Annotated in this window: 26 protein-coding genes; 14 read left to right on the top strand and 12 right to left on the bottom strand. The window is 65.5% G+C overall.

Going from position 1 to position 23,931, the window contains the following annotated elements; translation table 11 throughout:
* Positions 1 to 393: 393 nt before the first annotated feature.
* Both AYJ54_RS50695 and AYJ54_RS16060 read right to left on the bottom strand, forming a co-directional pair.
* Positions 394 to 606 carry a hypothetical protein gene (locus AYJ54_RS50695; protein WP_161491865.1) on the bottom strand — a complete coding sequence of 71 codons (213 nt, stop codon included), beginning with the start codon at positions 604 to 606 and terminating at the stop codon, positions 394 to 396.
* 130 nt (positions 607 to 736) lie between these two features.
* Positions 737 to 1,987 (bottom strand): cyclopropane fatty acid synthase, encoded by a 1,251-nt coding sequence (locus AYJ54_RS16060; protein WP_063699970.1) that lies wholly within the window; start codon positions 1,985 to 1,987, stop codon positions 737 to 739.
* A 277-nt stretch (positions 1,988 to 2,264) separates the two neighbouring features.
* Here AYJ54_RS16060 and AYJ54_RS16055 point away from each other — a divergent pair, with 277 nt between their 5' ends.
* The 3 genes from AYJ54_RS16055 to AYJ54_RS16045 all read left to right on the top strand — a co-directional run bounded on the left by AYJ54_RS16055 (position 2,265) and on the right by AYJ54_RS16045 (position 4,508).
* The gene (locus AYJ54_RS16055; protein ID WP_063700507.1) at positions 2,265 to 3,326 is read left to right on the top strand and encodes a hypothetical protein; all 1,062 of its coding nucleotides are present in this window, start codon (positions 2,265 to 2,267) and stop codon (positions 3,324 to 3,326) included.
* 106 nt (positions 3,327 to 3,432) lie between these two features.
* Complete coding sequence (locus AYJ54_RS16050) at positions 3,433 to 4,029, top strand: TetR/AcrR family transcriptional regulator (RefSeq protein ID WP_063699969.1); 597 nt, start codon at positions 3,433 to 3,435, stop codon at positions 4,027 to 4,029.
* Between the two features lie 11 nt (positions 4,030 to 4,040).
* Positions 4,041 to 4,508 carry a PaaI family thioesterase gene (locus AYJ54_RS16045; protein WP_063699967.1) on the top strand — a complete coding sequence of 156 codons (468 nt, stop codon included), beginning with the start codon at positions 4,041 to 4,043 and terminating at the stop codon, positions 4,506 to 4,508.
* A gap of 122 nt (positions 4,509 to 4,630) precedes the next feature.
* On the opposite strand, the gene rplI is transcribed toward AYJ54_RS16045, so the two are convergent.
* The 4 genes from rplI to rpsF all read right to left on the bottom strand — a co-directional run bounded on the left by rplI (position 4,631) and on the right by rpsF (position 7,109).
* A complete protein-coding gene (rplI, locus tag AYJ54_RS16040) occupies positions 4,631 to 5,239 on the bottom strand; it encodes a 50S ribosomal protein L9 (RefSeq protein WP_063699966.1) in 609 nt (202 codons plus the stop codon).
* Between the two features lie 48 nt (positions 5,240 to 5,287).
* Positions 5,288 to 6,259, bottom strand: a complete 972-nt coding sequence (locus AYJ54_RS16035) for a DUF2232 domain-containing protein (protein WP_063699965.1) — start codon at positions 6,257 to 6,259, stop codon at positions 5,288 to 5,290.
* A 134-nt stretch (positions 6,260 to 6,393) separates the two neighbouring features.
* Entirely contained in the window at positions 6,394 to 6,633 is a 240-nt protein-coding gene (rpsR, locus tag AYJ54_RS16030; protein ID WP_011441353.1) for a 30S ribosomal protein S18, read from the bottom strand.
* A gap of 5 nt (positions 6,634 to 6,638) precedes the next feature.
* Entirely contained in the window at positions 6,639 to 7,109 is a 471-nt protein-coding gene (gene rpsF / locus AYJ54_RS16025) for a 30S ribosomal protein S6 (RefSeq protein WP_063699964.1), read from the bottom strand.
* Between the two features lie 333 nt (positions 7,110 to 7,442).
* Between rpsF and AYJ54_RS16020 the strand changes: the two genes are divergently transcribed.
* The 9 genes from AYJ54_RS16020 (at position 7,443) to gmk (ending at position 16,041) form a co-directional block, all read left to right on the top strand.
* Positions 7,443 to 8,147: a TetR/AcrR family transcriptional regulator C-terminal domain-containing protein gene (locus AYJ54_RS16020; RefSeq protein WP_063699963.1), complete on the top strand. Its 705-nt coding sequence runs from the start codon at positions 7,443 to 7,445 to the stop codon at positions 8,145 to 8,147.
* A 3-nt stretch (positions 8,148 to 8,150) separates the two neighbouring features.
* Positions 8,151 to 9,176: a fatty acid desaturase family protein gene (locus AYJ54_RS16015; protein WP_063699962.1), complete on the top strand. Its 1,026-nt coding sequence runs from the start codon at positions 8,151 to 8,153 to the stop codon at positions 9,174 to 9,176.
* 173 nt (positions 9,177 to 9,349) lie between these two features.
* On the top strand, positions 9,350 to 10,309 hold the full coding sequence (fabD, locus tag AYJ54_RS16010; protein ID WP_063700504.1) for an ACP S-malonyltransferase: 960 nt from the start codon (positions 9,350 to 9,352) through the stop codon (positions 10,307 to 10,309).
* Positions 10,310 to 10,320: 11 nt separating this feature from the next.
* Entirely contained in the window at positions 10,321 to 11,058 is a 738-nt protein-coding gene (gene fabG, locus AYJ54_RS16005; RefSeq protein WP_063699961.1) for a 3-oxoacyl-[acyl-carrier-protein] reductase, read from the top strand.
* A gap of 308 nt (positions 11,059 to 11,366) precedes the next feature.
* Positions 11,367 to 11,606: an acyl carrier protein gene (locus AYJ54_RS16000; protein ID WP_008551805.1), complete on the top strand. Its 240-nt coding sequence runs from the start codon at positions 11,367 to 11,369 to the stop codon at positions 11,604 to 11,606.
* A 105-nt stretch (positions 11,607 to 11,711) separates the two neighbouring features.
* Complete coding sequence (gene fabF / locus AYJ54_RS15995; protein WP_063699959.1) at positions 11,712 to 12,977, top strand: beta-ketoacyl-ACP synthase II; 1,266 nt, start codon at positions 11,712 to 11,714, stop codon at positions 12,975 to 12,977.
* A 125-nt stretch (positions 12,978 to 13,102) separates the two neighbouring features.
* Positions 13,103 to 14,377, top strand: coding sequence for an endolytic transglycosylase MltG (gene mltG, locus AYJ54_RS15990; protein ID WP_063699957.1), 1,275 nt, complete (start codon positions 13,103 to 13,105; stop codon positions 14,375 to 14,377).
* A 113-nt stretch (positions 14,378 to 14,490) separates the two neighbouring features.
* Complete coding sequence (locus AYJ54_RS15985) at positions 14,491 to 15,378, top strand: YicC/YloC family endoribonuclease (protein ID WP_063699955.1); 888 nt, start codon at positions 14,491 to 14,493, stop codon at positions 15,376 to 15,378.
* 3 nt (positions 15,379 to 15,381) lie between these two features.
* Positions 15,382 to 16,041, top strand: coding sequence for a guanylate kinase (gmk, locus tag AYJ54_RS15980; RefSeq protein ID WP_063699954.1), 660 nt, complete (start codon positions 15,382 to 15,384; stop codon positions 16,039 to 16,041).
* On the opposite strand, the gene AYJ54_RS15975 is transcribed toward gmk, so the two are convergent.
* On the bottom strand, positions 15,974 to 17,248 hold the full coding sequence (locus AYJ54_RS15975) for a hypothetical protein (protein WP_063699952.1): 1,275 nt from the start codon (positions 17,246 to 17,248) through the stop codon (positions 15,974 to 15,976). The genes gmk and AYJ54_RS15975 overlap by 68 nt on opposite strands.
* Before the next feature lie 480 nt (positions 17,249 to 17,728).
* On the opposite strand from AYJ54_RS15975, the gene AYJ54_RS15970 reads away from it, so the two are divergent.
* Together AYJ54_RS15970 and AYJ54_RS15965 are read left to right on the top strand one after the other, a co-directional pair.
* A complete protein-coding gene (locus AYJ54_RS15970; RefSeq protein ID WP_161491864.1) occupies positions 17,729 to 18,232 on the top strand; it encodes a helix-turn-helix domain-containing protein in 504 nt (167 codons plus the stop codon).
* A 306-nt stretch (positions 18,233 to 18,538) separates the two neighbouring features.
* Positions 18,539 to 18,802, top strand: coding sequence for a GlsB/YeaQ/YmgE family stress response membrane protein (locus AYJ54_RS15965; protein ID WP_063699948.1), 264 nt, complete (start codon positions 18,539 to 18,541; stop codon positions 18,800 to 18,802).
* Positions 18,803 to 19,300: 498 nt separating this feature from the next.
* On the opposite strand, the gene AYJ54_RS15960 is transcribed toward AYJ54_RS15965, so the two are convergent.
* From AYJ54_RS15960 to AYJ54_RS15940, 5 genes are all read right to left on the bottom strand, one after another.
* Positions 19,301 to 19,612 (bottom strand): hypothetical protein, encoded by a 312-nt coding sequence (locus AYJ54_RS15960; RefSeq protein WP_245329031.1) that lies wholly within the window; start codon positions 19,610 to 19,612, stop codon positions 19,301 to 19,303.
* 91 nt (positions 19,613 to 19,703) lie between these two features.
* On the bottom strand, positions 19,704 to 20,762 hold the full coding sequence (locus AYJ54_RS15955; RefSeq protein WP_063699946.1) for an alcohol dehydrogenase: 1,059 nt from the start codon (positions 20,760 to 20,762) through the stop codon (positions 19,704 to 19,706).
* Between the two features lie 126 nt (positions 20,763 to 20,888).
* Positions 20,889 to 21,743 carry a 16S rRNA (adenine(1518)-N(6)/adenine(1519)-N(6))-dimethyltransferase RsmA gene (gene rsmA, locus AYJ54_RS15950; protein ID WP_063699944.1) on the bottom strand — a complete coding sequence of 285 codons (855 nt, stop codon included), beginning with the start codon at positions 21,741 to 21,743 and terminating at the stop codon, positions 20,889 to 20,891.
* Between the two features lie 154 nt (positions 21,744 to 21,897).
* A complete protein-coding gene (gene pdxA, locus AYJ54_RS15945; protein ID WP_063699942.1) occupies positions 21,898 to 22,932 on the bottom strand; it encodes a 4-hydroxythreonine-4-phosphate dehydrogenase PdxA in 1,035 nt (344 codons plus the stop codon).
* Positions 22,932 to 23,882 (bottom strand): peptidylprolyl isomerase family protein, encoded by a 951-nt coding sequence (locus AYJ54_RS15940; RefSeq protein WP_136623731.1) that lies wholly within the window; start codon positions 23,880 to 23,882, stop codon positions 22,932 to 22,934. Before AYJ54_RS15940 ends, pdxA begins: the two co-directional genes overlap by 1 nt.
* Positions 23,883 to 23,931 lie beyond the last annotated feature (49 nt).

Genomic DNA, 23,931 nt, shown 5'->3' with positions numbered 1-23,931 from the left:
AGGTGCGGGGCGGCGATAAAGCGCCGCCCCAGCCCAAAGCGGAAGCGAAAGCTGATCGCTATCAACCGCTCAGTTAAAATGGTGGATGATTAGCAGCCGCAGCATGCGCGGCGCTTGACGGATTTTGGCGGAAATTGCCCGGCTTCGTGGCGGTCGCCGTGACGCCACGGAAAACTCCGGATGATGTGAACCTTATGTGTCTGCGCGCCGACCCATCCATGAGCGCGCGCACCATCGCGCGCTCGCCGTGCTCGGGCTCAGGGCTCAGACCAGCAGGAGGTAGACCAGCGCAACCAGGGCCGCGCCGACGCCGGTGGCGATCAGGGCGTAGTCGGTGCGGAGGTCGTCCGGCACGTCGAAGGAGGTTCGGGTGTCTTTGCTCATGGCGACGGTCTAGGCCAGGGCGGACCAGACTTTTGTGAAGCAGATCACATCTTCCCGGATTCTTTCGGGGTAGCTGCGGAACAGGCAGACGGGCAGCGGGTTATTGTTCTCCGGAACCGTCGTCAGGAAGACGAGGCAAGCGATGCGGCCAGAACGGCAGCCCCAGGTTTGGTGAAGTGAGGCAGGTAGCCGGCTCTGGCTGTCGGGGTTGATCGCCGCCATGGAGGACGTTGCCCGCCCGGAACGGCGGCGCGAGCCGGTCCCGAAGGAGACGATTGCGCGGCTGCGGGTGCACCTGGCGCTCCCGGCATCCTTCCGGCCCCACCAATCCACAGGCTTGCGTCACTAGATCTTATTCGCCGGCCAGCTTCAGCCTGGGCTTGGCGCCGCCCTCGATGGCGCGCAGCCGGGCCTCTTCATGCCCGACGTAGTCGCGGGTCATCGGCACCACGCCCTGGCGCCGCGTGAGCTGGATCTGGAAGTTCATCATGTCCTGCTTGCGGAACGTCATCTCGCAGGCGGCGAGATAGAATTCCCACATCAGCGCGAAGCGCTCGTCATAAAGCTGCACCGCTTCCTCGCGCCGCGCCATGAAGCGTTCCCGCCAGGCCTTCAGCGTCTCGGCATAATGCAGGCGCAGGATCTCGATGTCGCACACCAGCAGTCCTGCACGCTCGATTGCCGGTAACACCTCGGAGAGTGCAGGGATATAGCCGCCGGGGAAGATGTATTTCGCGATCCACGGATTGGTGGAGTCGGGCCCCTGCGAGCGGCCGATCGAGTGCAGCACCATCACGCCATCCTCGCTCAGGAGTTCGGCGCACCGCTTGAAATAGGTGTCATAGAATTTCACGCCGACATGCTCGAACATGCCGACCGAAACGATGCGGTCGAACGGCCCCTCGCTATCGCGATAATCCTGGAGCAGGAACCTTGCCGATCCCATCAGGCCTTTCTCGGCCGCGCGCGCGTTGGCGACCTGCAATTGCTCCGTCGACAGCGTGACACCGGTGACGTCGCCGCCCGCGATCTCGGCGAGGTAGAGGCCGAGCCCGCCCCAGCCCGAGCCGATATCGAGCACGCGCTGGCCGCGCTTGACCAGCAGCTTCGCAGCGATGTGCCGCTTCTTGGCGAGCTGCGCATCGTCGAGCGAGGTATCCGGTGTCTCGAAATAAGCGCAGCTGTATTGCTTGTCGGCATCGAGGAACAGCGAATAGAGCCGGCCGTCGAGATCATAGTGATGTGCGACGTTGCTGCGCGAGCGCGAGCGCGGATTGAACTGCCTCAGGTGCCGCGTCAGATAGCGCAGATGCCACCAGGGCTTCGCCCACTGCGGCAATAGGTCGGGTTGATCGAGCAGGATCGCGAGGGCATCAGCTATGGTGCCGCGCTCGACGACGAATTCGCCGTCCATGTAGGCCTCGCCAAGCCCGAGCTCGGGATTGATGAGGACCTTGCGTTGCGCGTCCGACGTGACGAAGCGAACCGCCACGGGCTCGCCGGAGCCATCGCCGACGGTAAACTTCACCCCGCTCGCCGTGGTCACCGTCATCGACCCGCGGCGAATGAACTGAGACAGGAATTTACGCAACAAACGGTCCATCGACACCGCCCTCTCGAGCGAACCCGAAAAGATGCGACTAACCCGGCCTTCTGTTCTGACGCCCAGGGACCGGATCGGTTCCTATGCGCTTGCATGTAAATCTAGTCAGCGTGTTCCAGTTGCGCTATTGCGTTGTGTTCAAAGCCGATATTCGAAAATCGCGTGATCACATCCTTGCGCGATCAGCTGCCTTCCATTCGCGTCACAATCGGCTAAAAGGTGACCCCCGCGCCGGATAACGGTTGTGTCTGCGGTTTTTTCAATGGAGATGATGGGAATGTCGAGCCGAGCGCTCAGCCTCGCGACGGTATTGCTTCTGATCGGCTTCGGCGCGACCGACGCCGCTCTTGCGCAGGCGACCAACCTCGAGGCCGGCAAGTCGCCATCCCAGCTTTTCGCGCAGACCTGCAATGCCTGCCACAAGAGCCCGCGCGGGCTTTTGAAGACGGTCCCGCCGGGATCGCTGCCGGGCTTCCTGCGCCAGCACTACACCACGAGCCCGGACATGGCGGGTATTCTAGCCTCCTACCTCGTCTCCAACGGCGCGACCGACGCGCGTTACCAGGCTAAGGAAGGCAAGGACAAAAGGGACGGCGGCAAGGAGAAGGATGCCAACACCAATCCTGCCCAGGCGCCTGAACATCAGGGCCGCCGCCAGCGGTCACAGGAAGCTGCGAAGCCGGAGGGGGAGGGTGCAGCCCCGGCGCCTGAAGGCGTGCGCCAGAGGCGCACGGCCAGGCCGAGCGAGGAGGGCGCCCAGGAAAACGCCAAGCCCGAGGGCCAGGCTACGCATGAGCGCACCCCCGAGGGCCGCAAGTCCAAGCGCATGAGCAGGCGCGGCAAGCCGGAGAGCGAGGAGGCGCCGAAGGTCGACGCCGCCGCGCCATCGGCCGACGACAAGAAGGGCGAGGCCAAATCTGAGGTCGAGTCTGAGCCCAAGACCGAACCCCAGACCGGGCCGAAGGCCGAACCCAAGAGCGAGAGCACCAAGGTCGACGCCGGGCGCGACGAAGCCAAGCCGGATAGCGCAAAGGCGCCCGAGAAGCCCGCCGAACCGAAGCCGGACAGCGCGAAGGTCGAGCCGAGCAGCAGCGAGGCTCCGGCGCTGCGGCCCGATCCAGTGCCGCAGGTGACGCCGGCCCCGGCGACCGCTGTGAAGCCGGCCGAGCCCGCTGCGCCGAAGCCGGCTGAAGCGGCTGCGCCCAAACCGGCCGAGACGACGACCAGCGGCGGCTCCGAGCCTGCGGCCAAGCCGCAGGAGCCGCCGCCGGCCGCGACCGCCACGGCGCCCGCGGCGGCCGAGCCATCCGGTCCGCCGACCCCACCGATCTCGCGATAGGCACTATCGTCAGCTCAAGGTCACGGAGGTCGCGTCCATCGCGGCCTCCGTATCGTATTGACCGTTTCTAGAGTGACGCTCTAGAGTAATACTCTAGGAGAAGCTCATGTCATCCGGCGTGCGTGACGAGCTGTTGGCCGCAGGACTTGCGGTGTTCGACCGCGTGGGCTTCGAGGCCGCGACGGTGGCGGCGATCCGCACTCGCGCGCGCGCCTCCAATGGCAGTTTCTTCCACGTCTTCGGATCGAAGAAGGAGCTCGCCGGCGCGCTGTTCCTGGAAGTGCTGCGCCACTATCACGGTGCGATGCTGGCTGCGCTCGATCCGGTGCCCGATGCCGGGCAGGGCATCGATCGCCTGATCCGTGCGCATCTCGACTGGGTCGTGTTGAGCCGCCGCGAGGCGCGCTATCTCTTCGAAATCTCGCGCAGCGAATGGAGCGAGGACGTTCGCGACGCCCAGCGTGCGCAGAATGCACGCCTTGCCGAAGGCATCGAGCGCTGGCGCGCACCGCTGATCGCACGCGGCGATCTCCTGCTGATGACGCCGGTGATGTTCATCAGCCAGCTTATCGGCCCGGCGCAGGTGTTTTGCCGTGCCTTTCTCTCGGGCCGCGACCGGACCGATCCGCGCAGCGAGGCCGACACGCTGATCGCGTGCGCCATCCGCGCGCTGCTGCCGCCCGAGCGTATCAACACAAAATGAGGAGTAGCGTCATGAGAACCGAGGCAGATCCCGATTTCGCCACCGTAGCGGAGCGCATCCACGCCAATGTCGGCCGGCAGGGATTCATGAATCTCGTTGGCGCGGAGCTGTCGGAGCTGTCGCGCGGCAGCTGCACGATCGCGGTGGAGCGCCGGCCCGAGCTGTTGCAGCAGCACGGCTTCTTCCACGGTGGCGTCACTGCCTTCCTGGTCGACAACGCCACGACGATCGCTGCGGCGACCTCGCGCGGCCAGCCGGCGCTGACGGCGGAATACAAGCTCAATCTGCTGGCGCCGGCGGTCGGCGAAAGGCTGATCTGCCGGGCGCGGGTGATCAAGCCGGGCCGTCAGGTCGCGGTCGTCGCGGCCGACGTGTTCTGCCTGACCGACGGCGTGGAAAGGCATACGGCGACGGCCCTGGCCTCGATCGCGATGCTGAGCGAGGCCGTCGCCGCCACAACGAAAAGCCCGGCCGCGTGAGGCGGCCGGGCTCCGTTTTCTTGTCATTGCCGGGCTTGACCCGGCAATCCATCCTTCAGCGAGAAACTCTTTGATGATGGACGCGCGGGTCAAGCCCGCGCATGACATGTTGTATCCGCGACTTACTTCTCGGTCTCTTCCGCAGCCGGGGCGGGCTCCACGACGTCCTCGTGCTGGGCTTCCGGATCGAAGAACTCGCCGGCCGCGGCGATCGCCTCGGCGGCGGCATCGCGGTCCTCGTTGCGGGTCGAGATGTCCTCGCCGCGGTTGATGCGCTCGGCCTCGTCCTGGCTGCGCGCGACCGTCACGGTGATCTCGACCTCGACCTCGGGGTGAACCGCGACGGTGAGGGTGTGCTTGCCGATGGTCTTGATCGGCGCGTCGAGCTGCACCTGCGGGCGGTCGAGGTGGACACTGTCGGCCTCGAACGCGGCGACGATGTCGCGCACGGTGACCGAGCCGAACAGCTGGCCGGCTTCGGAGGCCTGGCGGATCACGATGATGTTCTTATCCTCGATCTTCTCGGCGACCTTGGACGCCTCGCCCTTGGCCTGGAGGTTGCGGGCCTCGAGCTCGGCCTTCATGCCGTCATACTTGGCGCGGTTGTCGGCGGTGGCGCGCAGCGCCTTGCCGCGCTTGAGCAGGAAATTGCGGGCATAGCCGTCGCGAACCTTCACGACTTCGCCCATCTGGCCGAGCTTGTTCACGCGTTCCAGCAAAATGACTTCCATAACGTTCTCCTTTGAAGTGCTGTGGGTTTCAGTTTTTCAGGGGTGGACTTAAGGGGTTGGCAGCGGCGGCGGTTGCCGGTTGCGCAGGAAGCGCTCGCGCATGCCGAACACGGCATCCGCGAGCCCGAGAATCACCATCGCGATGACGGGCCATCCGAACACGACGACAACGGCGTAGGTGGAGCCGAGCCAGAAGGCGCGGCTTTTCAGCGCGAGTGTCAGCGTATGCAGCACGGCAAAGCCGGTCAGCGCATACGCCATCATCAACGCCGCCGTCACGACCTGCGCGATGATCGCGAGCAGTCCGCCGGTGAAGCAGAAGGCGAGCGCAATGCAGAGCACGGCAAGCGTCATGGTCGGAAGCTCAGATGTCATCAGGTTCGGCCACGGGCGGCGCAGCCGGCCCGAGGTCGCCGTCACCTTTGCGCTGAGCCAGAGGTTGAGGGTGAGCGTCATCATCGAGACGATGGCGGCGGCGGCCGGCGCAATCCGCACCAAGGCATCGACGAACTGGTCGGCTTCGCCGGCAGCCTGCGGATCGGTGGCGTGGAGGATGCGCATCAGGCCGCGGCGCAGCGTGCCGGTGATGCTGTCGGCGTCGGTGCCGAGCGTGAGGAGGGCCGCGATCGCGGTCAGCGTGGCGAAGCCTGCGATCCACAGCAGGATGCGGCCGACGGGGTACCACTCGATTTCGGGTTCGGCCGGCGGATCGGTGGCGTCGGGAGGTGCGCCCACGTGGCGTCCCAACAGGACGAGATGGCCAAGCCACCAGGCCGGCAGCGCGACGGTGACGGCGAAGGCGAGGCAATAGGGCAGGCCAAACAGGGCGCCGAGGCCGATCGCGGCCGCGATGCCGCCAAGGCTCGCGCAAAGCGGTCCCCAGCCGATCGAGACCACCATCAGCGGCAGCGGTGCGAGATAGAACAGGACGAGCGAGATCAGCGCGCCCGAAACGATCGAGGCGAACATCAGGGCCGACGCAGCGCCGGCGATCAGGGCTATCAGTCCAAAGGCCATCATCAGCTGTCCCGCCCCTTCCGAGCGGTTAGAGGCATCTCTTGCCCCAACCATCGGCAACCGGACGACCCGGAAGCCTTATGAATTCAGAACGTCGCGACCGGCGACGTCATCGCCGCCGGTCGAAGTCGGTCGTATCAGCGAATCACGTAGGGCAGGAGGCCCAAGAACCGCGCGCGCTTGATGGCGCGGGCGAGCTCACGCTGCTTCTTCGCGGAGACCGCAGTGATGCGGCTCGGCACGATCTTGCCGCGCTCGGAGACGTAGCGCATCAAGAGCTTGGAATCCTTGTAGTCGATCTTCGGCGCGTTCGGACCCGTGAACGGGCAGGTCTTGCGGCGACGGAAAAACGGACGGCGGGCGCCAGCTTCAGCCATTGTTCTTACTCCTGATCCGTCGTGGTTTCAGCGTCCTCGCGGGGACGGCGCGGACCGCGGTCACCGCGGAAGCCGCCCTCACGGTCGCCACGGAAGCCGCCTTCACGTTCGCCGCGGAAGCCGCCGCCACGGTCGTCGCGCTCGCGATCACGGTCGGCCTTGCGCATCATCGCGGACGGGCCTTCCTCGAGCTCCTCGACGCGGACGCTGAGATAGCGGATCACGTCCTCGCTGATGCGCTCCTGGCGCTCGATCTCGGCGATCGCCGCGGACGGCGCGTCGATGTTGAGCAGCACGAAGTGCGCCTTACGGTTCTTGTTCATGCGGTAGGTGAGGGAGCGCACGCCCCAGTTCTCGGTCTTGGTGACCTTGCCGCCGAGACCCTCGACGATCCCGGTCATCTGCGCGGTCAGCTCTTCCACCTGCTGCGGGCTCGCGTCCTGACGCGCGAGAAAAACATGCTCATAAAGAGGCATGGATGTCCTTTCCTCATGTTGGCGCTTCACCCGGCGTCAAGCCCTTCGAGGCCTTCGGAAAGGACTCGGACTTAAGCTCAGAAGGCGGAAACACGGGACGACGGGCCGACTGGCCCTGCCACATCAAAATCACGAGTGAATTTGCTGAGACCGTCCGTTCAGCTCCCGGCCGGGGTCTGCGGATGGCGCGCTTTATACGGATTTTGGCCGGCTTGGCAAGGTTGCAGGGGCCAAGTTTCGGCCCGGATGGTCCCGGTGCGGGGTCCAAAACGGGACCGAATCGGCTTGATTTATTTGTTTGTATATCATACAAACAAGTCCAGGGAGGATCCAATGGCGGGAAAGTCCGTCGAGGCCCCATCTGAGTCGGCTGGCGACCCCAAGCACGCAGCGCGCGCCACGCGCTCGGCAGGCCGCAAGATGCGCTCGCTGCTGCTGGATGCGGCGAGCCCGCTGTTCAAGGAGCGGGGGCTGTCCGGCACCTCGATCGCCGACATCGCGACCGCCGCGAACGCCTTCCCGAGCCAGATCACCTATTACTTCCGCACCAAGGAGGCGCTGTTCGTCGAGTGCGCCTGCCGTGATCTCCTGTATCTGGCGCGCGCGACCGAGCAGGCCGCGCTCAAGGCGCGCTCGCCGCGGGAGTACACCCACGCCCTGGCGGAAACGGTCACGGCGAGCGATTCGGTCGCCTTCTTCGCTGAGGCGCTGACGCTGACGCGGCGGCGCCAGGATCTCGCGCCGCTGGTCGAGCGCACCATCGAGCGCCTGCATGCCGAGGGCGCGCGCGCCTACGCAAGCCAGGTCGCGCGGCACGGCTGGCGCTCCCTGCGCGCGCCCGACGAAAGCTCGCGGCGGTTCTGGGCCGTCGCGATCGGCGTCATCCTCGAAGGCTACGCCATGGGCCGCTCGCCCGAACAGCTTTGCGGCGAGATGCTGCGCGTCCTCGGCGAGCAGGCGAAATCAACGGGCGATGCCGCGCGTCTGCGGCTTGTCGACGACCGCGATCCTTCAACCACTTCGGACGGGGAGAGTTAGGCCATGACCGCGCTTCGCATGCGTGCCCGCGATTTCCTGACCGAGGACCAGCTCGTCGATGTGCGCCGGCGCGTCACCTGGAAAGGCGTCGCGCTGATCGCGCATGCCTGGGTGCTGATCCTTGGCGCGATCGCGCTCGTTGCGTGGTGGCCCAATCCGCTCACTTATATTTTCGCCGTCGCCATCATCGGCTCACGGCAGCTCGGGCTTGCGATCCTCATGCATGACGGCGCGCATGGCTGCCTTTCCGCCGACGAGAGGACCAATCTCGCGCTGAGCCAGTGGTTCTGCGCCTATCCGCTGTTCGCGGAGACGCGCAGCTATCGGCGCTATCACCTTCAGCATCACGCGCGCACCCAGCAGGAGGACGATCCCGACCTCGTGCTGTCGGCGCCGTTCCCGATCACCAGGCTGAGCTATCGCCGCAAGTTCATTCGCGACATCACGGGGCAGACCGGCTACCAGCAGCGCAAGGCGCAACTGCTCAACGCGCTTGGCCCGAAGGCCTGGCCGTGGCGTCAGCGTGCCGCGTATTTCTGGGAGAAGCTCGGGCCGCAATGCATCGTCAACGCCGTGATGTTCGCGGCGCTTGCGGCGGCCGGCGTGTGGTGGGCCTATCCGCTGCTATGGCTGGTGCCGCTGCTCACCTGGATGATGGTCATCACCCGCATCCGCAACATCGCCGAGCACGCCGTCGTCCCCGACAGCAGCGATCCCTTGCGCAACACCCGTACCACGCATGCGAACTTCCTCGAGCGTCTGTTCATCGCGCCGTACTACGTGAACTACCACCTCGAGCATCATCTCCTGTTCTACGTGCCCTGCTACAATCTGCCGAAGGTGCATCGCCTGCTGAGCGAGAGCCGGCACGCTGGCCGTATGGAAGTGCAGCCGAATTACGCCGCGGTGCTGCGGCTCGCGACAGCGAAGCCCGATCACGAGGACCGTCCCGGCCAACTGGTGAACAGTGCGCGCCGCGCGCGGGCGGGTGCGGAGGTCGACGCCAACCAGACCGCCGGCGGGTTTTGAGGGGCGTCGTCCCCAGTTGAATGGCGGTCGGGGTTTCCATCTCGGCTTGACATTCCGGCCTCGGTCAGTGTCTACGGCCCCCTTTGGAGCGTGATCCGGAACCAGAACGTAAGCCTGCGCGTAATCGGCTGCCGGTTCTCGCAGGGATCACGCTCGACAAGCAGGGAGCGCCGATGACGGCAGCATTCACATTTCCGGGGCAGGGTTCCCAGGCGATTGGCATGGGCAAGGCCCTGGCCGACGCCTTTCCGGCGGCGCGCGCCGTGTTCGACGAGGTCGACGCCGCGCTGGGGGAAAAGCTGACGGCCACCATCTGGGATGGCCCCGCTGAAACCCTCCAGCTCACCGAAAACGCCCAGCCGGCGCTGATGGCGGTCTCCGTCGCCACGCTGCGTGTGCTGGAGAGCGAGGCCGGTTTTTCCGTCGGGCGGGACGCGGCCTTCGTGGCCGGCCATTCGCTCGGCGAATATTCGGCGCTGGCTGCGGCCGGCAGCCTGACGATTTCCGACACCGCGCGTCTCCTTCGCACCCGCGGTCTCGCAATGCAAAAAGCTGTCCCCGTCGGCGCAGGCGCCATGGCCGCGCTGCTCGGTCTCGATTACGAGGCCGCGATGGAAGTCGCCAACGAGGCGGCGCAGGGCCAGGTCTGCCAGGCGGCCAACGACAATGGCGGCGGGCAGGTGGTCGTTTCCGGCGACAAGGCAGCCGTCGATCGCGCCGTCGAGATCGCCAAGGGCAAGGGCGCCAAGCGCGCGATGCTGCTGCCGGTATCCGCACCGTTCCATTGCAAGCTGATGCAGCCGGCCGCCGATGCCATGGCGGAAGCGCTGTCGAAGGTCACGATCAAGGCGCCGGCGGCGCCCTTGGTGTCGAACGTGCTGGCGAGTGCCGTCACGGACCCCGACGAGATCCGGCGCCGCCTTGTTGAGCAGGTCACCGGCACGGTGCGCTGGCGCGAGTCGGTTGCCTATATGGCAGGGCAGGGTGTCACCCGTTTCTTCGAGATCGGCGCGGGCAAGGTGCTCACCGGTCTCGTCAAGCGCATTGCGGACGGTGCCGTCGGGGTTGCGGTCGGCGGACCGAACGACGTTGCCGCCGCCAAGGATGCATTGGCCGCTGCGAAGCAGGCCTAGAGGAGTTATCGATGTTTGATCTGACTGGCAGGAAGGCGCTCGTCACCGGCGCGACCGGCGGCATCGGCGGCGCGATCGCGCAGGCCCTGTACGCGCAGGGGGCTACGGTCGCCATTTCGGGAACGCGGAAGGAAGTGCTGGACGAGCTTGCCGGCAAGCTCGGCGAGCGCGTCCACGTGCTGCCCTGCAACCTGTCCAAGGCCGATGAGGTCGAGGCGCTGGTGCCCGCCGCGGAAGCGGCGATGGGGCAGGTCGACATCCTCGTCGCCAATGCCGGCATCACCCGCGACAATCTCTTCGTCCAGCTTCGCGACGAAGACTGGGACGAGGTCATCAACGTCAACCTGACCGCCACTTTCCGGCTCGCGCGCGCCGCCACCAAACTGATGATGCGCAAGCGCTTCGGCCGCATCATCGCCATCACTTCGGTGGTCGGCGTCACCGGCAATCCCGGGCAGGGCAACTACACCGCGTCGAAGGCCGGCCTGATCGGCATGATCAAGACGCTCGGCGCCGAGTATGCCAAGCGCGGCGTCACTGCGAACTGCATCGCGCCCGGTTTCATCAAGACGCCGATGACGGATGCGCTGAACGACAAACAACGGGAAACGATTCTGACCAAGGTTCCTGCCGCTCGCCTGGGCACTCCCGAGGACATTGCGGCGGCCGCCGTCTACCTGAGTTCGAACGAAGCAGCCTACGTCACCGGCCAGACCATCCACGTCAACGGCGGCATGGCCATGATCTGAACCCGCGTCGCACCTCCCGCAAGTGGGCGGCGCGGGATGCGGCAAACGGCCGTTTCCGGAGTGAAATGAGGCTTATAGTCAAGGCAGTTGAAGTATGATAACCGGACCTTCAACGGATGGGCAAAGAACGCCATTGCAGGTTTTTGAAACCCTGTATATTGGCGATGCAGAGCTTTGGCCGTCGTTCGCCGGGCCCTGCATCGGCTAGGATGGGGCCAAATCAAAGTTCGTAAGCGAAGGCAGTCAACGACCACGACGGCTCGTATCGTCCCGGGGGGTCGGGTCTACAGGGAACAAGAGGTTAAGCAATGAGTGACATTGGCGAGCGGGTTAAGAAGATCGTGGTCGAGCACCTTGGTGTTGAACCCGAGAAGGTTGTCGACAACGCGAGCTTCATCGACGACCTCGGCGCCGACAGTCTGGACACCGTCGAGCTGGTGATGGCGTTCGAAGAAGAATTCGGTTGCGAGATTCCGGACGACGCCGCGGAGACGATTCTCACCGTCGGCGACGCCACCAAGTTTCTCGAGAAGAACGCGAAGAGCTAAGGCTCTTCATTTCGCGGGACAACATTGAAACCGGACGGACCGCTGACCAGCGGTCACCCGGTTTCTTGTTATCGGCCGTGAATCTTTCGAAGCGGAGATTGCGATATGAGGCGGGTTGTCGTCACGGGCCTCGGCATGGTTACGCCACTCGGCTGTGGCGTCGAGCCGACCTGGAAGCGCATCCTCAACGGCGAGAGCGGTGCGCGCCGGATCGAGAGCTTCGACGTCTCGGATCTCCAGACCAAGATCGCCTGCGTGGTGCCGCGCGGTGACGGCTCCAACGGCAGCTTCAATGCCGATCAGTGGATGGAGCCGAAGGACCAGCGCAAGGTCGACGATTTCATCATCTTCGGCATGGCGGCCGCCAAGCAGGCGCTCGACGACGCCAACTGGCATCCCGAGTCCGAAGAGGACAAGTGCGCGACCGGCACCATGATCGGGTCCGGCATCGGCGGTCTCAACGGCATCGCCGACACCGCTATCCTGCTGAAGGAGCGTGGGCCGCGCCGGGTGTCGCCGTTCTTCATTCCGGGCCGCCTGATCAATCTCGCCTCCGGCTATGTCTCGATCGAGCATGGGCTGAAGGGACCGAACCATTCGGTGGTAACGGCCTGCTCGACCGGCGCGCATGCGATCGGCGATGCCGCCCGCCTGATCGCGCTCGGCGATGCCGACGTGATGGTTTCGGGCGGCGCGGAGTCGCCGATCAGCCGCATCGGCATTGCCGGCTTCAACGCGGCGCGCGCGCTCTCCACCGGCTTCAACGAGACGCCCGAGAAGGCCTCGCGTCCCTACGACAAGGACCGCGACGGCTTCGTGATGGGCGAGGGTGCTGGCGTCGTGGTCCTGGAAGAGCTCGATCACGCCAGGCGTCGTGGCGCGAGGATCTATGCCGAGGTGATCGGCTACGGCCTGTCCGGCGATGCCTATCACATCACGTCGCCGTCGCCCGATGGCGATGGCGGCTTCCGCAGCATGTCGGCGGCACTGAAACGCGCAGGCCTTACGCCGTCCGATCTCGACTACATCAACGCGCACGGCACCTCGACGCCGCTTGGCGACGAGATCGAGCTCGGCGCGGTGGAGCGGCTGCTCGGCAATGCCGCCTCCAAGGTCGCGATGTCCTCGACCAAATCGTCGACCGGCCATCTCCTCGGTGCGGCCGGCGCGATCGAGGCGATCTTCGCCATTCTCGCGATTCGCGATAACGTCGTGCCGCCGACCATCAACCTGGACAATCCGTCAGTCCAGACCGCGATCGATCTCGTGCCGCATACTGCAAAGAAGCGTGAGATCAATGTCGTGTTGTCGAATTCTTTTGGTTTTGGCGGTACCAATGCGTCGGTGATCATCCGGCGCCTGGCCGATTAGCTTGCGTTTGAGACGAATCCACCGTTTTGCCGTATTCGGCGATAGTCATAGTCGTGGGCGTGTACGTTTGGCAGGGCAAGCGATTGTCAGGCCCCGATTGAACCGGCAGGATTCAGGTTGCTTCGATGAGTGAAAGGCCGCCCATTTCGCCGCGGAGTCCGCGGGCCGCGTTGGAGCCCGAGCAGGTCCCGCCGCCGCCGAAGCGATCGGACCGGGCGCGCAACCCCCTCGTGGTCGTCGGAAACGCCATCATCACCCTCGTGCTGATCAGCATGCTGGGCGCCGGCGCCGTCTATTATTACGGCCGGCAGGTGCTGGAGGCGCCGGGACCGCTCAACGAAGACAAGATCGTCAACATCCCCCAGCGCGCCGGCAAGCGTGACATCGCCGAGACCCTGAACCGGGAAGGCGTGACCGACGTCAATCCGTGGGTGTTCATCGCCAGCGTGGCTGCGCTGAAGGCGAGTTCGGACCTGAAGCCGGGCGAATATTCGTTCCAGAGGAACGCCTCCTTGCGCGACGTGATCGCCACCATCGTCGAGGGCAAGGTGGTGCAGCATGCCGTCACGATTCCGGAAGGCCTGACCTCCGAGCAGATCGTGGCGCGGCTCTCCGACAACGACATCTTCACCGGCAGCGTGCGTGAGCTGCCGCGTGAAGGCACGCTGTTGCCGGAGACCTACAAGTTCCCGCGCGGGACCACGCGCGAGCAGGTGATCCAGCGCATGCAGCAGGCGCACAAGCGCGTGCTGGCCGAGATCTGGGAGCGCCGCAGCCAGGATCTTCCGGTCAAGACGCCGGAGCAGCTGGTGACGCTCGCCTCGATCGTGGAGAAGGAGACCGGCAAGCCGGACGAGCGCAGCCGCGTCGCCGCGGTGTTCGTCAATCGTTTGAAGCAGAAAATCAAGCTCCAGTCCGATCCGACGATCATCTACGGCCTCGTCGGCGGCAAGGGCACGCTCGGTCGGCCGATCAAGCGCAGCGAGATCACGCAGCCTTCGCCCTACAACACCTATGTGATCGACGGCCTGCCGCCGGGCCCGATCTCCAATCCCGGCCGCGCCTCGCTCGAGGCCGCCGCCAACCCGGCCCGCACCCGCGACCTCTATTTCGTCGCCGACGGCACCGGCGGGCACGCCTTCACCGAGACCTACGACGCGCATCAGAAAAACGTCGCCAGGCTCCGCGCGATGGAGAAGCAGATCCAGAACGACACGGTCGAGCCGGCCGACGATGCGCAGGCGCCTGCGCCCGGCGCGCCTGCCGCTGTCGATACGGCGCCGACCGCGACCACGCCGCCGAAGCCGACGCAGCAGAAAAAGCCGCCGGCGCGGCCCGCAAATCCCGCGCCGGCGCGGCAGGGCTCGGTGTGGCCCTCGCCGCCGGTGGTCCAGCGCTAGGATCGCCGGCTCCCTTACGGGACTTTGCGGATTCCACTTTCCTGCAAAATAGTCTTAAGATTCGCGTGCCTTGATGGCCTTACGAATCTCATCTGTCCGGAGAAGCTCACCCGATGGCGCTGTCGTCCATGACCGGCTTTGCCCGCAGCCACGGCGCTAGCGGGCCGTATACGTTCGAATGGGAATTGAAGTCGGTCAACGCCAAGGGTTTTGACCTGCGCGTGCGGCTGCCGCAGGGGTTCGACGAGCTCGAGGCCCATGCCAAGAAACGCGCCGGCGAGGTGCTGTCGCGCGGCACCATCTACGCCAATCTCAATGTCAAGCGCACCAATGCCGCCGCCACGGTCCGCATCAACGAGGACGTGCTCGGCGCTGTGCTCAAGGCTGCCGCCTTGATAGCCGGCAAGGTCGACGCGGTGGCTCCGAGCATCGATGGCCTGCTCGCCATCAAAGGCGTCGTCGAAGTCGCCGAGCCCGAGGGCGACGAGGAGGAGGACAAGGCGGCGCGAGCAGCAGCAGCCGAAGCTTTCGACAAGGCGCTCGCCGATCTCGTCGCGATGCGCAAGCGCGAGGGGACCTCGCTCGGGCAGATCCTGACCCAGCGCGTGGACGAGATCGAGGCGCTGGCGACGAAGGCGGAGGCCGCCCCCGGCCGCAAGCCGGAGGCAATCAAGGCGAGGCTCGCCGAGCAGATCGCCGCATTGCTCGACACCTCCGACCGTTTCGATTCCGACCGCCTGATGCAGGAAGCGATCCTGATCGCGACCAAGGCCGACATCCGCGAGGAGCTCGACCGCATCGCCTCGCACGTCGCGCAGGCGCGCGAGTTGATCGGCAAGGGCGGCCCGATCGGGCGCAAGCTCGATTTCCTCGCCCAGGAGTTTCACCGCGAGGTCAACACCTGCTGCTCGAAGTCGAACGACATCGAGCTGACGAATACGGGACTCGCCATGAAGAACGTGGTCGAGCAGTTCCGCGAGCAGGTCCAGAATCTGGAGTGATCGATGACGACGGGCGGTCACGGAACTGACGGTGTCGAGCGGCGCGGGCTGATGTTCGTGCTGTCCTCGCCATCGGGGGCGGGCAAGACGACGCTGTCGCGTCTTCTGATCGAGCGAATGCCCGGTCTGAAAATGTCGGTCTCCGCGACAACGCGTCCGATGCGCCCCGGCGAGGTCGACGGCCGCGACTATCTGTTCGTCGACAAGCCCCGCTTCGAAGCGATGGTGAAGGGTGACGAGCTCCTGGAATGGGCGACCGTGTTCGACAACCGCTACGGCACGCCGCGCGGCCCCGTCGAGGCTGCGCTGTCAGCGGGGCAGGACGTGCTGTTCGACATCGACTGGCAGGGCACGCAGCAACTGCGCGAGAAGGCGCGCGCCGACGTCGTCAGCGTCTTCATCCTGCCGCCCTCGGCGGCCGATCTCGAGAAGCGCCTGCACTCGCGCGCCCAGGATTCGGACGAGGTCATCCGCAAGCGGATGAGCCGCGCCAGCCACGAGATGAGCCACTGGGCCGAGTACGACTACATCGTCATCAACCACGACGTCGATCAGGCCTTCGCCGAGGTGCAGTCGATCCTGAAGGCCGAGCGCCTCAAGCGCGAGCGGCGGATTGGCCTCGTCGGCTTTGTGCGAAGTCTGCAAGGCCAGCTTCAGGGTTAGGCCGCGTCAGTCGCGGCCCTTCCTTCGCCAGCTGTTCCAGCATCTGGGTGATGACGTCGATGTCGACTGCGTCGGCATCGGACTCGGCCGGCTCTTCGACTGCAGTCTCTTCGGCATGGGCCTCCTCGATATGGGTCTCTTCGACTTGAGCCTCTTCGACATAGGCGTCGATTGCCGCGAACTGCGGTGCGGGCGTCGCGGCCTTGAATGCCTCGACATTGCTGCCGTCTTGCTCGTCCTCGATCGCGCGCGTCTGGATCGCATCGAGATTGTCGGCGATTGCGGGTCTTGCGGCGCGCGGGAATACGACGTCGAAATCGACCGGGCGGGGCCGTTGTACGCGTGAGGCAGGTGCCGCGTCGCGCCAGGGTGCACGGTTGTGGTCCTGATCCTGCTGCTCCCAATTGTCCCAATTCACGCGACGGGGACCGTCAACGGCCTGGACGCGGACACGTGAGCCGGCGAAGCGATAGATCACGCTGCCGGTGATGCCCGCGAGCGCCAGCGCGCCGCCGATCACGAGCAGAAGCGTCTGCAGCGAGCCGGTCGGCTTGGCGGAGGCATCGGCCGTAGCCAGCGTCATCGGAGCAGGGGATTGCGGAGCAGCGGATTGTGAGGGCTCCGCGCTCGGCGGCGCATCGGCCGTGACCGGTGCGGCCGCCGGCTGCGCCTCTGGCGCAGCCGGCGCGGGTGAGGGATCGGGCCAACGCGCGCTGACCGCCGGCTGCTGCACATTGTTGTCGGCGGGGGTCCCCGAAGGCCGCTGCTGCGGCGCCGGCGGCGCGACCGCCGCGGTCGGCGTAGGCGCAGTCACATTCGGCGGACTCGGTGCGGTTCCGCCCTGCGGCGCCACATATTCAGCGCGGGCATCCTGGACCGGGTGCGGTGCTAGTGGCTCCGCGTCCGCCGTTCTGGTCGCGTTTTGCGTGTTCTGCACGGTCGATGTCTGCGTGCCCTTGTCGCCTTCGGCGCGCAGATACCAGCACTTCCGCTTGCTGGCGCGATCGAGGCGATAGTACCAGTGCTGCCCCTGCGGCGCGGTGGCCTTGGGTGAGGCGAGGCAGTCGTCGTCGGCTGTGCTCGCGGCGTTCTGCGTGCTCGCGGCATTCGATGTGCTCGGCGCGTTCTGCGACACGGCTGCCAGTGGCACGCCCGCGATGATGCTGGCGACAAGCGTGGATATGAATTTCGCGGATCGGTTGCCCATCCTGGTCTCCCGGTTACGCACGACGCAACTTGTTAGCAGCCCCTTCTCGTCAAAGAGTTGGGTGGCAATGAGCCGCAAATCCGGAGAGGATGAGGCTTAAATCGGGCCCGTGCCGCGTTCGTTCTGCGGCGAAATCGGACAATTTTCGGCCGCAATTGCTGCTCGTCGAGGTCCATGTGCCCGAACAGCCGTCGGAGCGGCGATCCATGCCATCTCGAACGACAATAAGCCCCGTAGGATGGCTTGAGCCCGTTTGAAACTCATCTCCTTCTTTTGCCATCGCCTTCCATCGTGACGGCTGATCGTCGCGACCTTGTCCGGGAGGAAGCTTCTTCTTCGAGGTGTTTCGCTCGGGCCACGGGATGCGGTTCCTTTCTTCACGATTTCGAAGCGTCGGCCCTTTTGGCTTAAACTGCCTATCTAGATGCCGCGAATGCGCGGTAAGCTGGACCTCGTGATGACATTTGAAGGAACATGGTCATGGCCCTTCAGGATCATTCCGACAAGAGCGACTCCGCTGAACCGTCGAAATGGACGGCGGCGGGCGAAGAGTTCGTGCTTCTCGATGCCGCGAAGCCCCCGACGCGCATCGAGATGGCGCGGGAGCGCATGCTGCTGAGCCGGCTTTATCTCGGCCTGATCCGCAGCCTCAACGACGACTATGGTGCCGACTTCGTCAGGCAGAATGACAGTGCGACGTTCCGCACGATCGGCATCTACCTGTTCCTGCGGACCGCGATGTGCTCGCCGGTGCGCGCGACCACGATCGCACAGGCGCTGAAGCTGCCGCGCGCGACGGTGCTGCGGCGTCTCGAGGAGATGATCAAGCAAGGCTATGTCGAACACGTCGGCAACGCCTACCGCGTCACCGACAAGGTCAATATTCCCGACTTGCAGCAGCGGCTGCAGCAGCGGATCGACATGATCCTTGAGACGGCCCGCGAGCTGTCCAAGCTGAGAAGCACGGAGGGTTCGGCGCGTTGACGCCGTTGCGGCCGCGCCGTCAGCTCTCGGAAGGGTCGCGAATATCGCTGATCTTGTGAACCGTCACTTTGACGGACATGCTCTCATAGTCGTTGGTATCTCCGAACCACGAGCCTTCGATGGGGATTGCCTGGCCGGGATGCCGCACGACCGCGACGTTTCCGCGGACCAGCCGAGCAGGCGGGCAGACGTACCACGCCGCGGCAGGAACGATGACGTTCCTTGATCTATGTCAAGGGCGGCTCGATGCGATCCCGTTCACGATGGCGGTCGTGCCGATTGCCTGCCCGGGACAGGAGCGATGAGATGAGCATCCTCTGGACTATCGTCATTGGCTTTATCGTGGGCGTGATCGCCAAGTTCGTCATGCCAGGTGGCAATGAGCCGAAGGGCTTCATTCTGACCACGATCCTGGGAATTGTCGGCGCGTTTGTCGCGACCTTCCTGGGCCAGTCCGTCGGATGGTATGGGCCGGGCGAATCCGCGGGGTTCATCGGCGCCGTGGTCGGCGCGGTCATCCTGCTTTTCGCCTATGGCCTCCTCATGGGCCGTCAAGGACGAACGAGCTGATCACGCAGCCGGCGGCCTCCGCCCTGAACGGCCCGATTTGATCATGAAGCACCTGGCCGGGGTGCTTCCGTCTGTACTCGGTCGATCTCGTCAGCACCGATATCAGTAAGGACACTGACCAGGAAGCTCAGGCGCGATTGCAGTGCTGCCTGCACCGCGCCGAACGGGCAGGATGGACACGCCCCGCGCTTCTGTCCGGTCGCACGCTGCATGGTCGATGGCCTGGCTCGCTTCGACGCCCGGTGTTCATTGCCGGGCCCGATGCTGCGTGTCTCGGCGACAATCGAGGTGGAGGACCCCAGGCGCTACCCGGCGGCCGCAGCATCGCGGCCAGCACTTCGCCAAAAAGCGCTCTGTTCAGGAGTGAACGTAAGCGGAGTGCGGATTAGACTAGCGTGGCTGTTGCCGAGCACCGCGTGCGCTCTGCCCGACGGACCGCCGGCCGACACCCGTTGAACGCCGCCAGGCCGGCGGGTCCGAGAGCGTCGCGGGCGGCCGTTATCCGCTGCGTGCTTCGCGATCGGCCGACGCGCGAGTCCGCGCGGCGTGCTCGCGGTAGGCGGTGATCGCCCTGTTGGCGAGCATCAACTGCCGGCGCTCGCCGGTTTTGAGCTGCGCCTCGATCGTGTCGAGGATGACGTTTGCGGACGCATCAGGTTCGCCGAGCTCTCCGCTTTTTTCCAGAAAGCCCCAGGCGATGAAGAATGCGTTTTCGACGACGCAGCGAATGGACATGCGCTGCCAACGCCGTTCGGGCCGCTGCCGTTCCGCGCGGCGTTGCGCTCCGAACGAATCTGCGCCTTCGTGCATTTACTTCAGCGACGCGCTGGTCGTGTCGAACCTGGTGTTGATCTTCGCATGGGCGCGGCGAGGTGTTCCGCCACGCCGCCGCGCCGAAAGCTTAGTTCTTCAGCACGATACGGCCGACCACTTTGCCGGCGCGCAGCTCGTCGATCCATTTCTGGACGTCGGCCATCGGTTCCTCGCGCATCGGCGTCGGCTTGATCTCGCCGGCGCGGGCCAGCGCCATCAGCTCATGGCCTTCCGCGAGCGTGCCGACCATGAAGCCCTCGATGGTCATGCGCTTGTAGACCCATTGCACCATCGGCAGTGTGAACTGTCCGCCCATCAGGCCGGATACCACGATCTTGCCGCCGCGCGCGGCGACCGCGACAGCGAAGGCCATTGACTTCTCGTTGCCGGCGAAATCGACGATCTCGTCGAAGCCGCCCTCGGTCTCCTTCAGGATGCGCTTGATCACATCAGGCTCGGCGGGATCATAGGCGACCGCCGCGCCGTTCTTCAGCGCGGTCTCGCGCGCGGTCGGGCTGAGATCGGCGACCGTGATCGGCTGCTTGAACATGGCTTGCGCGAACGACAGGCCCATCATGCCGACACCGCCCAAACCGATCAGCAAGAGGTTGCGCTGGCGCGGGCGATCGAGCAGGCGCTTGAGCGCGCCGTAGGCGGTCACGCCGGAGCACATCAGCGTCGCGGCCTGGTTGACGGGCAGCGGATCGTAGTCGAGCAGGTATTTTGCGTCGGGCACCAGCACGTGGCTGGCAAAGCCGCCGTCGATGGAGACACCGAGGAAGCGCTGCTTGACGCAGAGGTTCTCGTCACCGTTCTGGCAGTCGCGGCACTGGCCGCAGCCGATCCACGGAAACACCGCCTTCTTCGCGCCGACGAGGCCGGCCGGCACGTCGGGGCCGACTTCCTCGACGACGCCTGCGATCTCGTGGCCGAGCGTGAAGGGCAGCGTCATGCCGCGCGTGGTGTCGAGCTTCTTGCCGCCGCCGAGATCTGCATAGCCGTCCTGGATATGCAGATCGGAATGGCAGAGGCCGCAGCGCTCGATACGCACCAGGACCTCGCGGCCTTGCGGCTTGGGCGTGTCGATGATGGTCTCGCACAGCGGCGCATCGAACTTGACCAGGGACTGCCGACGCATCAGCGCCATATTTCCTCCTCCGAAATTTTGCCCAAAGCGCGATCATCGCGCTTTAGCTTATTGTTTGAGCATGATCTCTTCGGAAAACCGCTGCGCACTTTGCGCTGACGCGGCCCTTCCGGTCCGGATCATGCTTCAGGGTTCGCTGCGTATATCGGCCAATTCACGGGCCATGGCAACAAAGCCCGCGATCGGGATGGTCTCCGCGCGCCGCGTCGCATCGACGCCGGCAGCGGCCGCAAGCCGCGCCGGATCGGCTCCGAGCGATTTCAGGCTCTGCCGCAGCATCTTGCGGCGCTGGCCGAAGGCGGCGGCGGCGACCTGCTCGAGCAGCCGGCGATCACAAGGCAACGGATTTGCGCGCGGCACGAGGCGTACCACGGAGGAGGTGACCTTCGGCGGCGGCACGAAGGCCGAAGGCGAGATGTCGAACAGGATTTTCGTCTCGGCGCGCCAGTTGGCGAGCACGCCGAGGCGGCCATAGGCCTCCTCGTTCTCGCGCGCCACGATGCGCTCGCCGACCTCGCGCTGGAACATCAAGACCATCATCTCGTACCAGGGCGGCCACGGCTCGATGGTGAGCCAGTTGATCAGGAGCTGGGTCGCGATGTTATAGGGCAGGTTGGCGACGATCTTGGCCTTGGCACTGCCCAGCAGCGGCCGCGGGTCGAAGGTCATGGCATCACCGTGCACGATATCGAGCCGGCCGGGATAGCGCGCGGAGATGTCCCGGAGCGCCGGAATCGCGCGCTCGTCATGCTCGATCGCGATGACGCGCGCGGCACCGAGCGCGAGCAAAGCGCGCGTCAGCCCGCCCGGGCCCGGGCCGATCTCGACGATGGTGGCCTCCTCGAGCGGTGCGGCCGCGCGCGCGATGCGCGCAGTCAGATTGAGGTCGAGGAGGAAGTTCTGGCCGAGCGATTTGCGAGCCGACAAGGCATGCTGGCGAATGACCTCGCGAAGCGGCGGGAGGTCATCGATCGCGCTCATGCCACGTGCCCTTAGCCTTCCGAAGTTCGTCGTGAGCCGCGGTACCCTGTGCGCGAACTTCGGAAAGCCAAGGGTACCAAAAACTCTATCATTGTAGTCCCGCTTGTCGATCTGAAGTTCCTGGGATGAACTCGCAGCATCCCGTGCGGGAACTTCAGATCGGCGGCACTACCGCGCCGGCCATGCGGCTTGCAAGCTGAAGCGCAGCGATCAGGCTCGCCGGATTGGCCTTGCCGGTGCCGGCGATGTCGAACGCGGTGCCGTGATCCGGCGAGGTGCGGATGAAAGGCAGACCAAGCGTGACGTTGACTGCATCGTCGAAGGCGATCGTCTTGATCGGGATCAGCGCCTGGTCGTGATACATGCAGACCGCGCAGTCATACGTCGTGCGCGCGGCGTCGTGGAACATGGTGTCGGCAGGCAGGGGCCCTTTGGCCTCGATGCCGTCGTTGCGCAGCACCTTGATGGCGGGGGTGATCACGGTCTGCTCCTCATGGCCGATCGAGCCGTCCTCGCCGGCATGCGGATTGAGGCCGGAGACGGCGATGCGCGGGCGCACGATGCCGAAGCGGGATTTCAGCTCGGCGGCGACGATGCGCACCGTCGACACGATCAGTTCGCTCGTGAGCTCTGCGAGCGCATCGCGCAGCGAGACGTGGATCGTCACCGGCACCACGGCGAGCCGCGGCGACCACAGCATCATCACCGGCTGCGGCACGCGGCCGTCCTGCGCGGCAAGCTCGGCGAGGAATTCGGTGTGGCCGGGATGACGGAAGCCGCCGCGATAGAGCACGCTCTTGGCGATCGGATTGGTGACGACGGCGCCGGCGCGGCCAGCGCGGACGTCGGCGACCGCCTGGCGGATCGAAGCGAGCGCGGCCGGCGCGCTGGACTCGTCGGGCTTGCCGGGCGCGGCCGTCGCGATCTCGCCGGTCGCAACCACGGGCAGGGCGTCGGCGAATGCCGCTCCGGCCTCGCTCGCGCGCACCGAAGCGATCCTGACCTCAGTGCCGAGCGCCCTGGCGCGCCGCGCGACCACAGCCTCGTCGCCGAGCAAATAGAAGGCGGGCAGGTTCAGCTCGCGGCGCCGGAGCCAGGCTGCGATCGTGATGTCGGGGCCGATGCCGGCGGGCTCTCCCAGGGTGAGGGCGAGAGGCTTTGCAGAAGGCTCTGCGAGAGGCTTGGCCATCAGCGATTGCGGTATTCGATCATCGCCGCCTTGCGGATCTCGTCGAGATACGCCTTCGAGGTCTTCTCGTATTTCTCGGCGTACATCTTCTCGCGGATCTCGCGCTTCTTCGGCGTGTCGATGGTGGTCGGCTTGCGCGAGCAGAGGACGACCATCTCGATGCCCTGCCTGGTCACCTCGGGCGGGGTCAGGTGGCCGATCGGCGTGTCGTCGAGCACTTTCCGAAGAGCCTCGGGCAGGTCCGCGGTCGTCTTCGTGACGCTCTCGCGGATCGCGGCGTTCGGCGTCGAGCGGAACAACGAGTTGGCTTCCTCGCAGCTTCCGACACGTGCGCGATAGGTCTCGGCCTCCTTGTGCCGCTGTTCCATGAAGGCCTGGGACGATCCGCGCGGCACGATCAGGACGATCGGCTGCATCTTGTACTCGGTGCCCTCGATCTGGAGCTTCTCGCCCCCCTCGGACCGCACCTTATCGGCGACGTCCTTTTCGCCGACCTGCAAGCGCTCCTTGTAGCGGCCGCGAACGAGGCTCGTCCAAACCATCTCGGCTTTCATGCGGCTCTTCAGCGTCTCCGGCCGGACGCCTTTGACCTCGAGCGACTTGGTGAGCTGTTCCGGTGTGATGCGCATGCGCTGGGCCATGCCGGCGTAGGACTGGTCGATGTCGGAGACGCCGGGATCGACGCCGTATTTCTTGCCCTCCTTCATCTTCACCTTGTCGTCGATCAGCTCGTTGATGACGTCCTGCCGGCTCGGGGTCTTCTGCGTCGTGAGCTGGTCGAGCTTGCTGCGCTGCTCGATGTCGAAATCGGTGATGGGATCGCCGTTGACCATGACGACGATGTTCTGCGCCCGCGCCGGCGTGCCGATGAGCATCAGCCCCGCAGCAAGGACGGGAAGGAGGAGGCGAAGAATGGACAATGGGGTCGTCGTCATGATTGTCGCTCGCATGTCAGCCGCGCTGAACCTGCGATCCCTGGGAAAACGCGGCCGGCACTTC

Source organism: Bradyrhizobium centrolobii, from assembly GCF_001641635.1.
GTDB lineage: Bacteria > Pseudomonadota > Alphaproteobacteria > Rhizobiales > Xanthobacteraceae > Bradyrhizobium > Bradyrhizobium centrolobii.
The sequence above is the reverse complement of the archived record's forward strand: the minus strand, read 5'-3'. Positions and strand labels throughout refer to the sequence as shown.

Bases quoted from the DNA above. Each gene is read 5' to 3' on its own strand.
- rpsF (WP_063699964.1), bottom strand. From the start codon at position 7,109: ATGCCTCTTTATGAGCATGTTTTTCTCGCGCGTCAGGACGCGAGCCCG.
- rsmA (WP_063699944.1), bottom strand. From the start codon at position 21,743: ATGAGCGCGATCGATGACCTCCCGCCGCTTCGCGAGGTCATTCGCCAG.
- AYJ54_RS16020 (WP_063699963.1), top strand. From the start codon at position 7,443: ATGGCGGGAAAGTCCGTCGAGGCCCCATCTGAGTCGGCTGGCGACCCC.
- AYJ54_RS16045 (WP_063699967.1), top strand. From the start codon at position 4,041: ATGAGAACCGAGGCAGATCCCGATTTCGCCACCGTAGCGGAGCGCATC.
- fabD (WP_063700504.1), top strand. From the start codon at position 9,350: ATGACGGCAGCATTCACATTTCCGGGGCAGGGTTCCCAGGCGATTGGC.
- rplI (WP_063699966.1), bottom strand. From the start codon at position 5,239: ATGGAAGTCATTTTGCTGGAACGCGTGAACAAGCTCGGCCAGATGGGC.
- AYJ54_RS16060 (WP_063699970.1), bottom strand. From the start codon at position 1,987: ATGGACCGTTTGTTGCGTAAATTCCTGTCTCAGTTCATTCGCCGCGGG.
- AYJ54_RS50695 (WP_161491865.1), bottom strand. From the start codon at position 606: ATGGCGGCGATCAACCCCGACAGCCAGAGCCGGCTACCTGCCTCACTT.
- AYJ54_RS16000 (WP_008551805.1), top strand. From the start codon at position 11,367: ATGAGTGACATTGGCGAGCGGGTTAAGAAGATCGTGGTCGAGCACCTT.
- mltG (WP_063699957.1), top strand. From the start codon at position 13,103: ATGAGTGAAAGGCCGCCCATTTCGCCGCGGAGTCCGCGGGCCGCGTTG.
- AYJ54_RS16055 (WP_063700507.1), top strand. From the start codon at position 2,265: ATGTCGAGCCGAGCGCTCAGCCTCGCGACGGTATTGCTTCTGATCGGC.
- AYJ54_RS16015 (WP_063699962.1), top strand. From the start codon at position 8,151: ATGACCGCGCTTCGCATGCGTGCCCGCGATTTCCTGACCGAGGACCAG.
- rpsR (WP_011441353.1), bottom strand. From the start codon at position 6,633: ATGGCTGAAGCTGGCGCCCGCCGTCCGTTTTTCCGTCGCCGCAAGACC.
- fabG (WP_063699961.1), top strand. From the start codon at position 10,321: ATGTTTGATCTGACTGGCAGGAAGGCGCTCGTCACCGGCGCGACCGGC.
- AYJ54_RS15955 (WP_063699946.1), bottom strand. From the start codon at position 20,762: ATGGCGCTGATGCGTCGGCAGTCCCTGGTCAAGTTCGATGCGCCGCTG.
- AYJ54_RS15975 (WP_063699952.1), bottom strand. From the start codon at position 17,248: ATGGGCAACCGATCCGCGAAATTCATATCCACGCTTGTCGCCAGCATC.
- AYJ54_RS15985 (WP_063699955.1), top strand. From the start codon at position 14,491: ATGGCGCTGTCGTCCATGACCGGCTTTGCCCGCAGCCACGGCGCTAGC.
- fabF (WP_063699959.1), top strand. From the start codon at position 11,712: ATGAGGCGGGTTGTCGTCACGGGCCTCGGCATGGTTACGCCACTCGGC.
- AYJ54_RS16050 (WP_063699969.1), top strand. From the start codon at position 3,433: ATGTCATCCGGCGTGCGTGACGAGCTGTTGGCCGCAGGACTTGCGGTG.
- AYJ54_RS15960 (WP_245329031.1), bottom strand. From the start codon at position 19,612: ATGCACGAAGGCGCAGATTCGTTCGGAGCGCAACGCCGCGCGGAACGG.
- gmk (WP_063699954.1), top strand. From the start codon at position 15,382: ATGACGACGGGCGGTCACGGAACTGACGGTGTCGAGCGGCGCGGGCTG.
- AYJ54_RS15970 (WP_161491864.1), top strand. From the start codon at position 17,729: ATGGCCCTTCAGGATCATTCCGACAAGAGCGACTCCGCTGAACCGTCG.
- AYJ54_RS16035 (WP_063699965.1), bottom strand. From the start codon at position 6,259: ATGATGGCCTTTGGACTGATAGCCCTGATCGCCGGCGCTGCGTCGGCC.
- AYJ54_RS15965 (WP_063699948.1), top strand. From the start codon at position 18,539: ATGAGCATCCTCTGGACTATCGTCATTGGCTTTATCGTGGGCGTGATC.
- AYJ54_RS15940 (WP_136623731.1), bottom strand. From the start codon at position 23,882: ATGCGAGCGACAATCATGACGACGACCCCATTGTCCATTCTTCGCCTC.
- pdxA (WP_063699942.1), bottom strand. From the start codon at position 22,932: ATGGCCAAGCCTCTCGCAGAGCCTTCTGCAAAGCCTCTCGCCCTCACC.